Origin of the sequence: Colwellia sp. 20A7, assembly GCF_009832865.1 — a bacterium.
GTDB lineage: Bacteria > Pseudomonadota > Gammaproteobacteria > Enterobacterales > Alteromonadaceae > Colwellia.
Map to the genome: position 1 here is coordinate 2,521,442 of NZ_CP047130.1, position 16,014 is coordinate 2,537,455.

The 16,014-nt window shown below is 34.9% G+C and carries 16 protein-coding genes; 4 read left to right on the forward strand and 12 right to left on the reverse strand.

The window, feature by feature from the left end; genetic code table 11:
* Positions 1-8: 8 nt before the first annotated feature.
* The 6 genes from GQS55_RS10945 to GQS55_RS10970 all read right to left on the reverse strand — a co-directional run bounded on the left by GQS55_RS10945 (position 9) and on the right by GQS55_RS10970 (position 5,039).
* Entirely contained in the window at positions 9-1,631 is a 1,623-nt protein-coding gene (locus GQS55_RS10945; protein WP_159820539.1) for a methyl-accepting chemotaxis protein, read from the reverse strand.
* A 231-nt stretch (positions 1,632-1,862) separates the two neighbouring features.
* On the reverse strand, positions 1,863-2,405 hold the full coding sequence (locus GQS55_RS10950) for a DoxX family protein (RefSeq protein WP_159820541.1): 543 nt from the start codon (positions 2,403-2,405) through the stop codon (positions 1,863-1,865).
* A gap of 46 nt (positions 2,406-2,451) precedes the next feature.
* On the reverse strand, positions 2,452-3,294 hold the full coding sequence (locus tag GQS55_RS10955) for an HvfC/BufC N-terminal domain-containing protein (protein WP_159820543.1): 843 nt from the start codon (positions 3,292-3,294) through the stop codon (positions 2,452-2,454).
* Positions 3,294-4,247 carry an MNIO family bufferin maturase gene (bufB, locus tag GQS55_RS10960; RefSeq protein WP_159820545.1) on the reverse strand — a complete coding sequence of 318 codons (954 nt, stop codon included), beginning with the start codon at positions 4,245-4,247 and terminating at the stop codon, positions 3,294-3,296. The genes GQS55_RS10955 and bufB overlap by 1 nt, the downstream gene beginning before the upstream one ends.
* Positions 4,222-4,569, reverse strand: a complete 348-nt coding sequence (locus tag GQS55_RS10965) for a BufA1 family periplasmic bufferin-type metallophore (protein ID WP_159820547.1) — start codon at positions 4,567-4,569, stop codon at positions 4,222-4,224. The genes bufB and GQS55_RS10965 overlap by 26 nt, the downstream gene beginning before the upstream one ends.
* A gap of 266 nt (positions 4,570-4,835) precedes the next feature.
* Positions 4,836-5,039 carry a hypothetical protein gene (locus GQS55_RS10970; protein WP_159820549.1) on the reverse strand — a complete coding sequence of 68 codons (204 nt, stop codon included), beginning with the start codon at positions 5,037-5,039 and terminating at the stop codon, positions 4,836-4,838.
* Between the two features lie 651 nt (positions 5,040-5,690).
* On the opposite strand from GQS55_RS10970, the gene GQS55_RS10975 reads away from it, so the two are divergent.
* Positions 5,691-8,231 (forward strand): TonB-dependent receptor plug domain-containing protein, encoded by a 2,541-nt coding sequence (locus GQS55_RS10975; RefSeq protein ID WP_159820551.1) that lies wholly within the window; start codon positions 5,691-5,693, stop codon positions 8,229-8,231.
* Between the two features lie 253 nt (positions 8,232-8,484).
* Entirely contained in the window at positions 8,485-8,685 is a 201-nt protein-coding gene (gene arfA / locus GQS55_RS10980; RefSeq protein ID WP_159820553.1) for an alternative ribosome rescue factor ArfA, read from the forward strand.
* 260 nt (positions 8,686-8,945) lie between these two features.
* Here the strand turns inward: arfA and GQS55_RS10985 are convergent, their stop codons facing one another.
* Complete coding sequence (locus GQS55_RS10985; protein ID WP_159820555.1) at positions 8,946-9,305, reverse strand: DUF7674 family protein; 360 nt, start codon at positions 9,303-9,305, stop codon at positions 8,946-8,948.
* Positions 9,306-10,121: 816 nt separating this feature from the next.
* Here GQS55_RS10985 and GQS55_RS10990 point away from each other — a divergent pair.
* Positions 10,122-10,436 carry a hypothetical protein gene (locus tag GQS55_RS10990; RefSeq protein WP_159820557.1) on the forward strand — a complete coding sequence of 105 codons (315 nt, stop codon included), beginning with the start codon at positions 10,122-10,124 and terminating at the stop codon, positions 10,434-10,436.
* Positions 10,437-10,492: 56 nt separating this feature from the next.
* Positions 10,493-12,265: a lysophospholipid acyltransferase family protein gene (locus GQS55_RS10995; RefSeq protein WP_159820559.1), complete on the forward strand. Its 1,773-nt coding sequence runs from the start codon at positions 10,493-10,495 to the stop codon at positions 12,263-12,265.
* Positions 12,266-12,412: 147 nt separating this feature from the next.
* Here the strand turns inward: GQS55_RS10995 and GQS55_RS11000 are convergent, their stop codons facing one another.
* The 5 genes from GQS55_RS11000 to GQS55_RS11020 form a co-directional block, all read right to left on the reverse strand.
* A complete protein-coding gene (locus tag GQS55_RS11000) occupies positions 12,413-12,904 on the reverse strand; it encodes a hypothetical protein (protein ID WP_159820561.1) in 492 nt (163 codons plus the stop codon).
* Between the two features lie 34 nt (positions 12,905-12,938).
* Positions 12,939-13,199, reverse strand: a complete 261-nt coding sequence (locus tag GQS55_RS11005; RefSeq protein ID WP_159820562.1) for a zf-HC2 domain-containing protein — start codon at positions 13,197-13,199, stop codon at positions 12,939-12,941.
* A 45-nt stretch (positions 13,200-13,244) separates the two neighbouring features.
* Entirely contained in the window at positions 13,245-13,922 is a 678-nt protein-coding gene (locus GQS55_RS11010; protein ID WP_159820564.1) for a sigma-70 family RNA polymerase sigma factor, read from the reverse strand.
* Positions 13,923-14,066: 144 nt separating this feature from the next.
* Positions 14,067-15,218, reverse strand: coding sequence for an acyltransferase family protein (locus tag GQS55_RS11015; protein ID WP_236559617.1), 1,152 nt, complete (start codon positions 15,216-15,218; stop codon positions 14,067-14,069).
* Positions 15,219-15,417: 199 nt separating this feature from the next.
* The gene (locus tag GQS55_RS11020) at positions 15,418-15,768 is read right to left on the reverse strand and encodes a hypothetical protein (RefSeq protein ID WP_159820568.1); all 351 of its coding nucleotides are present in this window, start codon (positions 15,766-15,768) and stop codon (positions 15,418-15,420) included.
* Positions 15,769-16,014 lie beyond the last annotated feature (246 nt).

Here is a 16,014-nt window from a genome sequence, read left to right on the forward strand (position 1 = left end):
AAGCTCGTCTAAATTTTGAATTTCGTTACATGATCATTTAGCTGAACAGCAAACTGAGCAAGCGCTTGTGTTGCCATTTTAATTTCTTCAGCGCCAATACCCGTTTGGTATGACAACTCTTTAATTTCAACAACTTGCTTACCTACCTCTGCCGCAACACAACTTTGTTCTTCTGCTGCACTGGCAATTTGTGAATTCATATCAATAATTTGATAAACAGCACTTTTTATCTCTGCTAGTGCCTGTTGCACATCCATTGTTTGAGATACGATAGTTCCGGCTTGACGACGGCCAATTTTCATTGACTCTACAGAAGCTTTTGCACTTTCTTGTACTTTACTTATTTTTTCTTCAATTTCTGCAGCCGACTTTTGCGTATTAGATGCTAAGATACGTACCTCATCAGCAACGACTGAAAAACCTCGACCAAATTCACCTGCACGAGCAGCTTCAATAGCGGCATTAAGCGCCAGTAAATTGGTTTGATCTGAAATACCTTTTATAACAGCAAGTATTTCAGTAATCTCTTCTGTGTTGTCAGCAAGCTCAGAGATAATAATAGATGTGTTGTCTAGATCTGTTTCTAATCCCTTCACACCTATCGAAGATTGCTCTGCTTTCAAAGTACCTTCATCAACAAGTAAGCGAGCAGCTTCAGTTGCTTCAGCAGCAACATTTGTATTTTTAGCAACATCTTCTGCGGTAGCATGCATTTGACTGATCGCTGTTGCAATTTGTTCTGTTGATTGACCTTGCTCTGAAATATTATTTTTTGTTTGAACTGAAATGGATGCTAACTCCTCAGAGGCAGTTGCCTGAGAATCAGCAGAATCTGATATTTGTTTCATCATGGTCTTAAGTTTATCAACCATGAGTTGCATTGCTAAATAAATACCGGTCTCTTTTCCTGTATGTTCAAACTTAATACTCAAATCGCCACCAGCAATTTTACGTGTGAGTATTTCTATATCTCTCGGTTCGCCCCCAATAGGCTTTAAAATTGATAAAGTAATCTTCCAACTCAGTAATATCGCCAAAATCACGGCTATTGCGACCAGTATGATCAAGTTATTAATTGCTGATTTACCTTGTGCTAATGAATTCTTGGTAAATTCGTTCGCTTTATTTGAAGCAAAATCCTCAAGCTTTAATAGTCGACTATGTAAATCGCGAATATGCGCCGCACCTTCATTTACTGTAATCTTTCTAGCTTTGACTCTTTTACCCTCTTTCATCAAAGCAATCACTTCATTTCTGATTGGTTTCCACTTAATGAAATTTTCTTTAAGTGCTTTTATCTCAGATTGATCACCTAGAAAACGTTCATTTAATACTGAAAAATACTGCAGTGCTTCTTTTTCAATGTCAGCAACATCTGCAACCGCGCTATTAATTTGCTCTAGTGAGTTTGCAAGTGCTACATCTTTCATTGATCGATGCATACCAGTTATAGAGCCTTCTACTTTTGCAATAGCAACACTAACTGTGAAGGGATGTTTGTAAAGTAATTCTGTGTAACTAGAGAGTGATTGCATCTGCTTAACAGCTATGGCTGTCATAATTAATAAAATAATAATAACGATAGAAAAAGCAGCCGCTAATCGTTTTCCTAGTGACAAATTGTCAAACATAAAAATTCCTTCTGTTTATAAATTAAATAACAATCGATTTGAAATAAAGTTCAGATGCTAAGTATCTTGTTAATATGCATACATTCATTGAGATATATTAGTATTCCCTATTGGGTATTTCTTATAAAATTTTTAAATTATAGTAATTGATAAAAAACCAACACAAGTATCTGCATTAATTTTTAAGTTTGATCATTAACTTTTGTTTAAAAAATAATTTAAAGGTTAATACTATATTGTTCGCTTAGCATCTAAGCCAAGAAATTTATCTACTGATAAAAAGCCTGGTCCTCGTGCAAAAATTACTAATAATGAAGCTGCCCACCAAGATGCAGGATTAATCCAATGATCTAATGTTGGAAAAACCGCAAGCTGAATAAACATTGTCATACCAATCAAGCCTAATGCTGCAAAGCGAGAAAACAAACCGATAATCAATAAAATTGGTAGTACTACTTCAACAACACCCGCCACAACAGCAAGTAATTCAATTATTGTTACCGTAAGTGAACCATCAACATAATCTAATGTTTGAGGATCACAAAGAAGTAATGCTCCGTCTCTTATTGGATCTGGACAAAAGAACTCATATTTAAATAGGTCATATTTATCAACATTAAATTGTAAAAAGCCATCCCATTTACTTAACCCTGAATCGAGAAATACCTTAGCCACCATAAAGCGAATGGATAATAACGCCAAAGGCTCTAGAAACCGTGATAACTGCTCACCCATTTGTACATACAATAATTGTAATTTTTTAATCATGGTCATGCTATTTCCTTATTTTATTTATTATTTATGTTTTTAATTTATTTTTTTAATTAATGTTAATTTCTAATAACTCATTTTGTAAGCAAGCAGTAAAAGCATCACTTACTTCAAAGTTTTCATCTAGCGCAATAGCGGCATCAAAAGCCTCCCCCAACGTTCTACCGGTACCTTGCAAAGCCTGCATAAGTGCAACCTCAGCAATAGAAAGTAAACGGGCTTGTACAGCACCTTGCAAACGCCATAACATCACAAAACCATCGGCTAATGATTCAGTTGTCACAGCATCATTATTATTTGTTTTTAACGAAACCCATTCAGAAAAGGCATTTTCTCTTACACTCAGCAATAACACACTTGGGTTAAGTTTTACTTTAAGATCAGTAAACTCAACTTCTTGCTCAATTAAGTGTGTAACATACTCTATGGTTAATGTTTCGCTTGAATCGGCACTCATCAAACTCATTAACCACGCATAATCTAAACGTGCGATATCAGCTAAGCTAACGTATAAATTAGCAAAATTTTTCTGAGCTACAACCAGGCTAAAAGTATCATTATCTTCAAGCTCACTACCTTTAACTTCAATATCTTTAATTAGCTCTGTAATAAAATCAGGAAAGTTCTTTCCATATCCAACCAAGGTGCCTTGCTCTGGTGGAAAATGGTCAACATAAAGTCGTGCCATTTTTCTAAAGTCATCACTACCTAGCTTTTTTTCGCACATAGGAAAATTAGCAGCTAAAGCATCAACACAGCCTTTATAAAACCCGTTGCGATAAACAGCCATTCGCTCTAAATGAGATGAATTTTCACAAAAAGGTGCCATTACACTAAGATCACCATGGCGTAAATAGCGAGTAAAAGCATCAATGTATTGAGTAGTACTCATTAGCGAATCATTTCTTGATGAGGCATATTTAAATTTTTTTGTCCTGTGCATTGGTCTAAATAATCTTGAGCTGTTTTACGTTCGCTCATCAGATCAGCAAACGACGGAATATTCGCATCTCGCTCAACCAATACAGGTGTTTGACCAAATAACCCTAACGCTTGTTCCAATAATTTCCAGACTGGTGGTGCAACTGCTGCTGCATGGCTGTCAATTAATAGTGACTGACCAAGGGTAGGATCGGGATCATGCCCAGCAATATGTATTTCTCCAACAAGATCAGCGGGTATCTGCTTTAGGTAGTTCAGCGCATCAATGCCTGTATTTTTACTGCTGATATATAAATTATTAATATCAATCAACAAACCACAACCTGATCTCCTAGCAGCCTCAACTAAAAATTGAGGTTCGTCCATATCACTTATAAAATCTAAATAGTTACTTGGGTTTTCAATTAAAATAGACCGACCAATACCTGACTGGTAACAATCAACACCATCAATTAATGATTGCAATGCATCTTGTGTTCGAGGTAAAGGCATTAAATCTGCAAAATATTTACCCTCTGATTTAGACCATACCGCATGCTCAGATACTAACACTGGTTGAAATTCATCAATCAGTGTTTTCACTTGCTTAGTATGATCAGTCATGGCTTTATGATCAGAGCCTAGCGAACCACCAACACCATGAAAACTGATATTATGATTTTCACGAACCGCTCTCAAATAATTTAGTCGAGGGCCACCGACAACAAAATAATTTTCAGTATGTACTTCAAACCAAAGATTATTATTTGAGGATGAAGTTTGCACAGGTAGTGATAAAATATCGTCAAGGTGTTCAGGTTTTAAACTTAAACCGGCACCTAATTTATCCACAGCAATAACTTGCTGAGGATAATTATTTTGGGAATAATGTAAATTATTAACCTTCAAGTGAACCTGTGCCATTAGGTGTTACAATTGATTCACATGTGCCTTTAGGTGAATATGTCCACGCATTCGCTTGGAAATCTGATGTTGAAGTGCCCTCACAACTAGTACCAGCACCTGCTTTACAATCATTCTCACCCGCTAAAGCAATGCCAAAACATTTATCTTTACGTCCACGAACTTTGTCACCCGCTATCCAGTTAGTAATTTGTTCTTGTACTTTTGGTGATGCCCCTTCTGCAACCGTTAATTGGTTATTAGGACCTGCCATTGCACCTGTGCTTAACGCTGCAACTGATGCACCAACTAATAAAGCTTTAGTTAAATTTACTTTTTTCATTTGTATACTCCTGATTAAAATATTATTTCTTGTTTCATCGAGGGTTATTAATGAAAAAAGTTAATAACAGTCACATTCTCAAAACAAGTACATTAAGGATAAGTCATATCCCTGTATTAGCAATTTAAGAGACCTATACTTATAATAAATCATTTCAAAGTAATTTTAATTAGTTGAAATTACTTGAAAATAATCAGTAATTATTATTCATTATCACTATTAATTTATAATTAAACAAAACTTTGCTCTATGTTACCTACCCTTGTTCACCCTTTATCAGTTTGTTTTTCTACTAACGCTTTAAAGGCGAGTATTTCTTTAGCACAATATTTCATCGTAAGTTCAAATTGTTTTTTTGAATCATCACTTATTGTAGTTTTAATGGTGTGGTCAACAATACTTGGTAAGAACAACAATGACTTAGCCGTTCTATCCTCGGGGTTTTTAATAGCACTATTTGGGATTTTCACATCAAGGCAGGTTAATAATTTAATATTTATATCAATACCTTGCTCAACTTCATCACAAAAGCAAAGAATGAAAATAATACCGCAGTAAAAAAAACAGATAATTTCATTAGAACCTCAATAAAGCTTCGTAGCACAGTAAAGGTGTAGATAAGCGTTAACTAACACTCGCAATAGTGACGTTAATTGGATGGTATGGGTGATTTGATTAGTAGAAGTAGTTGGTAAAATATATTTAATCAATTTAAACCTTACATTATATTTCTGACAGTTATATTTCTGATAGTTATGTTCATTATATTAACCTTGCATTGTTAATAAGCTCTTTATTTCTTTAGATTATTACTTAGATAAAAATAATTAAACTTCTTTTAATATTTGTTATGTTCAATAATAAAAAATAAAAGTATACATATAAAACAATAATAATCATTTAGTTAGAGCGTATCACTGAACAAATAAAGCACAACAGCAGGATAAATTTTAATCCAACGATAAACTTACCTCAGCATATTGAACTTTATTCACATATTTTGAATAAATAATTACGATTTATCGTTTCTTTTTATTCGTATATATTGCTAGGATGTTGGCAACATACTGTGATTAACACAACTATAAAAAATATAATAAAACACAAACAGGGGCATTATTATGCAACATTACCGTATAAACACATTAGCACTAGCCATTACTTTAGCTGTTAGCGCTCCAAGCATTGTAAGTGCACAAGAATCACAAGAAACAACCGCTGAAAACCTTGAACGCATTTCTGTATTAGGCTCACGTGTATCTAACCGTACTTCTACAGAGTCTTCTTCTCCTATCGATTTAATTGACGCAGATGATTTAAATAAAGGTGGTTTTACTGAACTTGGTCAAAGTTTACAAGCAACAGCACCGTCATTTAACTTTACGCGTACACAAGTTTCTGATGGCTCTGATTTATTCAGACCGGCAACACTGCGTGGCTTGCAACCTGATCAAACATTAGTGTTAATTAATGGTAAACGTCGTCATAATCAATCTATCTTTGGTCTGAACGGTACTGTTGGCGCAGGCGCTGCAGGCACTGATATGAACGCTATTCCACTAACTGCATTGAAAGGTGTTGAAGTATTACGAGATGGCGCTGCAGCACAATATGGCTCAGATGCTATCGCGGGTGTTATTAACTTATCGCTTAATAACTCTACTGGCGTTACCACTGGTTATGTTCAATACGGCGGTACAAGTGAAGGTGACGGAGATACCCTTTCTACCGGTTTAAACCGTGGTTTTGAGCTAGGTGATAATGGCGGATTCATTAACTTATCACTTGAATACCGTGATGCCGATGGTACTAACCGTGCTGAGCGCGATACTGGTGGCTCACTTGACGTAGAGCCTGGCACATTATCTGATGAAGTACGTTGGGGCCAAGGTAATTCAGCGAGTGAATTCACTTCGCTGTTTTATAATATGGCAATTCCTTTTGGTGATAACGAGCTATATTCATTTGGTGGCTACTCTGAGCGCACCGCGTTAGGGAATGGCTTTTACCGTAACTTTAACGAAGCGTCTAAAAACGTAACACAAGTATACAGCGATGGTTTTTTACCACGCATTTATAATGAAGCAGAAGATACGTCTGTTGCGGTAGGTTTAAAAGGTGATATTAACCCTGAATGGACTTACGATGTTTCAGCAGTATATGGCGAGAACCAATATGATTTCTCTTCTCGTAATACGTTAAATGCCTCTTACGCTGCTGAGTATTTATTTAATAACCCAGAAGCAAGCGATACTGAAATTGCCGCGAACTCAGGCCCATCTGGCGGTTATTCTGGTGGTTTCAGATTCGATCAAACAACGGTTAATCTTGATATTAACGGTATCGTGGATATTGGTCGTAGTGAACCGCTTTATGTGTCAGTAGGCGCTGAATATCGTAAAGAAAACTACGAAATCGTTGCAGGTGAAGAATCTTCATATGCGTGTGGTTTAGCCAATATGGATACCTCATATCCTTCGGTTAACGACCCTGAGCAATTCGCTGAATGTGGTTTTCAGGCTTATAACGGTTTACGTCCAGAGGCAACCAACGACAGTGACCGTAACAGCTACGCATTCTATACAAACGTTGAAACTATGATTAACGATGCTTGGAATGTTAGCGGTGCACTTCGTTATGAAGATTTCTCTGATGCAGGTGATGACATCATTGGTAAGTTAGCCACTCGTTATGAATTTAACGATGATTTTGCGGTACGTGCAGCGGTATCAACTGGCTTTAGAGCGCCTTCTCTTCAACAAAGTGGCTACACAGCGTTCACAACGAACTTAGGCTCAGACGGAACACTAACGCAATCATTCACAGCGACAACAGGCTCAGCATTCCCAAGTGCATTAGGCGTTGATAGTTTAGAACTTGAAACATCTAAAAACTTAAGTGCTGGTTTTGTTTATGATGTGAGTAGCGAATTATCATTAACCGTAGACTTTTACCGTGTAGAGATTAAAGACCGTATCAACTTAGGTAGTTTACTATCCGCTGACGATGTTGCCTTTAGTGCTGACGCTGTAACCGCTCTTCAAGCAACTGGTGCTGTACAAGCCAACTACTTTTCAAACTCAGTAGATTCAACAACACAAGGTGTTGATATTATTGCGTCATATCGTACCGAGCTTGATGGTGCTAACGTAGCAGTAACATTTGCAGGTAATATCAACGATACAACCATTGATAATGTTAACGCTTCTGAAGGTATTCCTGAAAGTGTTGCCTTAGATGACCTACAACGTAGCTTCTTAACTGACGGACAACCGGGCGAACGTGCAACACTAACCTTCGATTATGGACGTGACGCATACATAGCAACGCTACGCTTTAATTATTTTGGCGAAACTGATGTTAAATATTTCGGTAATGACCATATTTCATTACCTGGAGAGTTGTCACCAACAGGATCATTTAAACCAACAAGTACTGTAGAGTCTGCTGTGTTAGTTGACTTAAATGTAAGTTACAAAATTAACGAAATATTGTCACTTTCTGTCGGTGCTGATAATTTATTTGATCAAACACCAGATGAATTAGGTGACGACGAAGTACTTAACTTTATTACCAATGGAGCCTTTAAATACCCTGTACGTGCATTGCCTTACGGCTTTGACGGCAGAACGTATTATGCTAAATTAAGCTTTAGTTTTTAATGGCTAACACCACTCACTAAGTCAATAAGGCTCTCTGAAAAACGCAGTTAATTACTGCGTTTTTTTATGCTATTTTTTTGTCCTTTAGTGACAATATTTATTTTGCTAAAACAGACTAAATTACAATAATAATGCTTGCATGCTTGTAAATTGAGCATACAATCGCCATCTTAATAGTAAGCTGATTTGAAGCAGTAAATTATTAAAAATATTTTAATCTCTTAAAAACGTATAAGTAACATATAGGACTGACATGACTAAAAAATCTAAAGCAAAAAACACGGTTAATTCAACCGTAGATACTGGCAGAGGTGTTGTCAAACACAATGCACTAGCAGCGATGGTAACGTCTAAATTATTTAGACCGCAAGTAGTAAAAGCGAAGAAAGGCAAAGGTTCATTTAAGCGTAACAGTAAACATTCAGGACAAGAGTCCTATTTAATCGCCGCTTAAAAAGTTGTGATCAAATAGGGCTTTTTTTCAAAGCTAGTAAAACTAGTTCAGAGCAGGACAACAGAGCATTTATTTAAGGCAAAATGTTTCTTATAACGCTTTGCCTTTTTTGAATTAAATGAATGTTAATTAGCAACATGGCTTATTTAAACTAATATGAAAATATATGGATAGGTGATTACGTTGTTCGTTTAAAATTAATAAACGACAAAGAGAAAAAGCCAACAATAATCCTTCATTAAGATATGCCTTTAATTGGCTTATGTAGCTATTGTGCCATGAAAATTTAGATATAACGTTTTTAATTTGGTAGGTATAAGTGGCCAACCAATTTCTTTCGTTGCCCTACTCGCCTGCCAAAATAAGTGTTCGACATAATACACATCAATAAATTCAAATTCTTTAGGATGAACATCAATTAACTTTTGTTCCATGTAAGATAAATATTTTTGTGCTAATCCAATATTTCCGTTAGCAAATGCGGTACAGGTTGCATCAGCGAAGGCTTCCATTTTTGATGTAGTCATAGATTCGTCTTGATCATCCATCAATAGTTTTATCTCAGGAAATGTACAACAAATTTCATTAAGAAAACTTTGTACCACGTCATCATCATTCATTACTAATACCATTACTGAAAACTTTAGAGCGCTTTACCTATAAATGAGCCTATAGTAACGCCAAAAGCCATAATAAAAACCAACCCAATCAATGATGCTAGTACGATTAAGCCAGTTTTTGGTTTTTTGGTACCGAGTTCCACCAGTTTTTAAATTCATTAATCATTTTATTTCCTTATGATATCTAAACATGAAATTATTAATTCGAAAAATATTACTTAGAGACAAACAATAGTTGGTTATAATTAACGACTAAAGTGGAAACAGCAACTATTTTTTGTCCTGTTTTATTATATGAAATTTTAGAAAGATATGTAACAACTTCCATTTTGTAACAGCATACTCAAATAATTCAGGCGGAATGAAACCTGCTTGACCAGTTAAAAAAATTTGAAATTTATCATGTATAACTTCTGCTACTTTTTCTCGACATTGGTCTTTAAAGCCGATGACAACAGTTACATTTAAAAGTTACTTGCACTTGCCTAACATACCCACTTTTAAGTTTACGTTATTAGTAGTAAATAACGTAAGACATTGCCATTGAAAGATTTTATTTAATAAAAATTTTTATATCATTAAAACTAACAACACCGTATTTCTTTTAATATGAACAAGAACCGGAGTACTGTATAAATAAACTGATCACATAATAAAAGGCACTTAAAGTAGTAATAAATGAAAAAATGCCAATAACCTTGTAACCTTTTTGAAAATAAGGACATCTAAATAGTATGTTAGATAATTTAAATCACTCCATTAGGTAATGTTTATATACCTAAAGTGGCACTAGTGTAGTAGTAATAGAGGTGATATATGTGTAGTACGCCAAGACCAAAAACAAGCGTAAAAGGTAAAACCGGTAGTTCGGGTAGTGTGTTATCGAATTTAAATACTGAGTCTAGAAGCCTTTTTGCTGATCGGGCTAATATAGCTCAAGAACGACGTCATCAAATGGCAATGAAACAAAGAAATGATCAACGTCAATATGATGCTTCGATAAAAAAAGCTACAAAAGCGGTAAATAGCGATGTTAATAATTCTCAAAACAGCTTAAGCTATTGGTTACTAAAGGCAAACTTAAAAGACCTTTTTATTATGTTATTCTTCGGTACGTCAATACGAACATAGTTTATGTACTATTAACCCCTTATAAAATTTAACTACGTTACGTAATATACACCGTTATGACAAATACAGATAAAACACCTTCAGACTTACGAATAGCATCAATGGCACCTAATTCCTTCGCTGGGTCAGTGCTTAAGTTATTTGCTCCCTTGCTTGATAAATTGTTAGGTATTAGACGCTTACGCAGCATTTACGAATCCTCTGATTTACCCGGTTTAGATAAACAAGCATTCTCTGAAAAGTTATTGAAATTGTTAGGCGTTCAGGTGTTGGGTGGCGAAGATATAATAGCTAAAATCCCAAAGACAGGTCGATGTATTGTCGTATGTAATCATCCTTACGGTATGATTGAGGGTGTTATTATTGCCCATTTACTCACCGCCTTTCGTGCTGACACCAAAATAATGGCCAATGTTGGTTTACAAATATTTAAAGAAATTAAAGACTATTTTATCTTTGCTAATCCGTTAGTACCTAAAGCACCCATTAATACTTCTGCGATAAAACAGTGTTTTAGTCATATTAATCAAGATGGATTATTAGTTATATTTCCTGCAGGTCGCGTGTCTTTTTTCAATTCAGATAAAAAAATAATAACGGACGGTGATTGGAACCGACTTGCGGTTAAAATTGCGAATAAAACTAACACCCCTATTTTGCCTGTTTTTATTTCAGGTACTAATAGCGCTTTATTCCACCGCATGGGACGCATTTATTATCGTTTTCGTTTATTAATGCTAATTCGTGAAATGCTTAAATTACAGCAACACCGCATAACCCTAACAACAAAAAACTTAATTGAGCCTAAGCAGCTAAAAGAACTTGGTAGTATTGAAAAAATTAATGATTTTATACGATTACAGTGTTATTTAAATGACGAAGATTATCTCAGCCAATGGCCTGAAGACGATGAACAAGGATCTTTTAAAGACGTTATTCCTCAGGCTGACAGTGAATTAATAAAAGCGGAATTATCTCGCTTACCGGCTAAACAGCACTTGTTAGATTTTAAATCATATTCTGTCTACTACGGTTATCAACATCAAATACCTACTTGTGTTCAAGAAATTACGCGTTTACGAGAAATTACGTTTCGGACACTAAACGAAGGCAGTGGTGAATCTTGTGATACCGATAAATTTGATGCTACTTATATGCACTTATTTGTTTTTGAAAATAACAATGAAGAAATTATAGGTGCTTATCGCGTTGGTCAAACAGATCTTTTACAAAAAGACGGTGATATTTCACAGCTCTACCTTTCACAAATGTTTGATTTTCAACCTGAGTTTATTAATCAGCAGCAACCTTGTTTAGAAATGGGGCGCTCTTTTATTATAGAAGCGTATCAAAATAGCTTATATGGCTTATTATTATTGTGGAAAGGTATTGGCGCATTTGTTTGTCAGAACCCGCGTTATAGAACGTTATATGGCACGGTATCGTTAAGTAAATTATATGACCCACGTTCAGTCGCTTTAATTAATGATATTATGGTAACAGACGCTCATGGCGTTCAGCCTAAAGCCGCGTTTGTTGGTAAGCTTCATCCGGAAGTAAAAGATTTTGTGAATAATGACTCAGTAGGTATTTCGCAACTATCGTCGCTAGTTAAAGCGATTGAAGAAGACGGTAAAGATATTCCTATATTACTGAAAAAGTACCATAAACTTGGCGCTAAATTTCATTGTACGGGCATTGATTTAAACTTCAATCAAACCCCCGGCTTACTGCTTAGTGTTGATTTTCCTCGATCACCTGACAAACTATTAAAGATTTATCTTGGTGACGGTAAAGATGAGTACGTACAATATAGCGACGTTGATTAATTTGAATATGAATGCAGTTTAGTGGGTGATCATGAACTTGGTTTTACCAAAATAGTGAGTTAAACAAAGTTCAGTGCGCCCTATTCTTTCAAAAAAATTGAGCGGTTAGCACTATCCTTATCACCACATTGCACAGATAACGAAAATTTATCTTGCTCTCATATAACTTACCGTGGCGGGGGCTAAACCAAATGTTTGAGGCAGCGCTTTTGTTTGGGCAAACGATATTTGAGCGATCATAGCATAGTGATGAACGGCATGACTACCAGCAAACACTAATTCTCGGGCGATTGAGGTTTGTACATTTTTACTGGTCATCGACACTTCAGTTTTTAGTGGCAATAACGTGTTTAATTGCCTTTCACTAAGGTGGTTAATCCAATCTGATATTTCATTTAACTTATCTATCGCAAGTGCTGGATGTAACTCTAAAGAGGTACCTCGTCCTCTTTTATCATAATCAATTTCGTTATTATGCAAGCCTGATATTAGTGCAAGGTAATGATCAATGATATGTCGAATATGGGAGCCAGCCGAACTAATGAAGTTAGGAGATATGATAGCGGTGTAATCCTCTTGGGATACTTGATTGAGGTATAACTGGGCTTGTTCAATAATTTCTAACTGGCTTTTTATCATTTTTATTTATTTCCAATGTTTAAATTAACTAATACTATTTTTTCTTTCGACTTTTTAATATCGCTTTAATAAGGTCTTCGGGTACTTTTTTAGCTGACTCGGTGTTCGTAAACTCACCTTGAGAAATGCGAATGATATTTTCGTATTTACGCACATAATTTTTACACTCTTTACACATACTTAGATGCAGTTTAAATTTCAAGCATTCTATATAGGATAATTGATTTTCATGAAAATCATATAAAAAACCGTCAATTTCTTTGCAAGTGAGCATACCAGGAACATATTTAGACATTAATCGTCTGATCGTTAACATGCTAATTCACCTTCCAATTATCATCTAAATTGTCTTTGTTTTTTCCGCTAAAATAGCCTTCAACAGCAGTCTTGCTCTATGGAGTTGAGTTTTTACTGAAACTTCAGATATACCTAATATATTCGCGGTTTCTTTAGTACTTACTTCTTGGATGTCTCGAAGCAAGATAACGTTACAATATTTATCAGGCAGTTGTAAAATAAGTTCATTAAGCGACAGTTTTAGTTCATTTTGTTCAAATAACTGCTCAACATTATGCCCTATTCCTCCCACTCCCCCATGTACAGACCCTTGCTCAGAATTAGCACTAAAAACAGTACGCTCACCATATTCATTATAATGCTGAGTAAAGCTTTCAAAGGGTAAAGTGTTTTGTCTTTTTCTCTGTCTTATCAACATTAATGCTTCATTGACTGTTATACGGTGCAACCACGTTATTAAGCTTGAACCTTTTTTAAAAGCAGCAATATTTTTGAATACTTGAATAAAGGCTTTTTGCAAGGTTTCTTGTGCATCATCATCTGAAGTAAAAAAACGACGAGCTACAGCATACATTCTTTCACTGTATTGCCGCACCAATATTTCATAAGCTAAATCATCATTATTAATTAGCTTCTCAATAAGTTCATTTTCTTTCGCTTGCTCAAAAATTATAGAGGTGTGTACTTTCAACAATGTATAACCTTTTAAATTAATGAGCATAAAAATAACTATTGAAATAGAACGATTAAAGCCGAGTTTTATTTCATATAGATGAAAATTAATAAAAAATATAACTAAATGTTCATTAAATGCACTATTTTACTTAGATTTTATTGGCTTAACTACGCTGTGCCTAGTTTATCCTTATTTGAGCGCGCTATTTTCTGCTAATAGCGACAAGCTCTTTTTGGGTTTGAGGCCAAATAGAAAGCGTAATAAATTAAATGGTTTAATGATAAAAAGACAAATTGCACTGGTAATAGTAAATGATAGAACGAATAGCAGTATGATTTTAACCGCTATTGATGCTTCCAACCCAATGACATGATAGCCAACAACCACGATAACTGTTTGATGAAAGATATAAAAAGGATAAATTAATTCATTACTAAGGCGTAACCATTGAGGGGTTTTACATAAATAAAACTGTCCATAACCTAAAATAGTTAGCAGTGCCGACCATGCAACCAAACAACAAACTAACCACCAAATAGACCAACGTGCATCTAAGGATAAATACTCACTAAGATCGGGTGAATAGTAATACGCATAAAAAATAATGGTAGTGATCAGTAATATCATTAAGTTATAAAGTCGCTGTTCGCCTATCGCTTGCCAAATGCTTTTATTTTGAATGAAAACCATACCTGCGATAAAAAAGAAAAAGTAATAGCTAGAAGATGATAAGTTTTCAATTTTATTATCGTCGCTGGTAAAAGTTAAAGAAAAGTATATTTTTATCACAATAAGTAAACAAACAAGTAAAAACAAACCGGCTTTATATTTACTCAGTTTTACGACATTATTGATAATTAGCGCCCCAAATTTAGCGCTCAAAATTTTATTAATTGGAATGGCAAGCAAAGCAAAAATAATGAGATATTCGATGAACCAAAGGTGGTTAGTTTCAAATTTAAGCGCAAGTTTAGGAAATTCCTGCCAGTAAGATTGCAGTTGTGTAATATTTTCAATGTAAGTCTGTGGAGGTACCACTAATAATACCCCTACGATCAAAGGGATAAAAAGCCTTGTTATCTTGTTTAAGGCAAACGCTTTAGCACTTACTTTCGATAATAAAATTACACTACCTACACCAGAAATAAAAAATAAGATCGGTAATCTAAATTGCTCAAAATAGACCATAATATCATCAAGAACTTTACTTGAATCATTATTCATAATATGCCAATTATCACCATTAAAAGGCATACAAACATGATGAAGGAACACGGCAAAGATCAAAATTACTCTTAACCAATCTAATTCTGATAACCTTACACTGCTGTTAAATTTCATTGTGAACATTTCAACTTAGATCGTATTAATTGGTATGGTGTTGGGTTTAGTGATTATTGATTATTGATTATTGATTATTGATTATTGATAAACGAAAACATCATTAACAACACAAGTTAAAGATAGACAATAATTGGTTAAATTTTCGGGCTAAATAAAATAATCAACAGTACTTTTGTTAACTACCCTGTTGGCTATATTAAAACACCATAGCATGGTCAACTAAAAACCGACCATTTTGGTGCGTTAACACTATTTCAGCCACATACTCACCTTCAACTTTAGAGCAAAGCTGTTTCCAGATAATAGCGGCTGAATCAGGACGTTTAAGCACAGCAATAAGCTCTCGCTTCCCCCATGTGCCTTTTTCAGATTGATATTTTTCACATACCCAAGCTAGGTGCTCTTTGGTAACAATTGCTTTCGCTCTATCAGTAAAGTCTTGAACATGTTTTGCATGATTAATATCTGTCGATGCTTGCATCAAGTTATCCATAATAGGAGTCGCTATCGCTAATATTTCTTGATCCGACATTTTCATAAAATTCATTTAAGCTCCTTAGTACGATTAATCACTATTTAACGATGCTTTGCTGTACTATTTTTTTAATACGTCTTTTAATTATCTTTTGTTCACAATAAAGCTCCACAAAACCACCAACACCAAATGAAGCAATAACTAACAACCAATACAAAAGCCTATCAAATGAGTGAATATCAGAAATATAAAGGTATAGGTTAAATGGAATAACAAAATACCTGAGAGATAAATAAATTCACTTCAATTAGTGTAAAA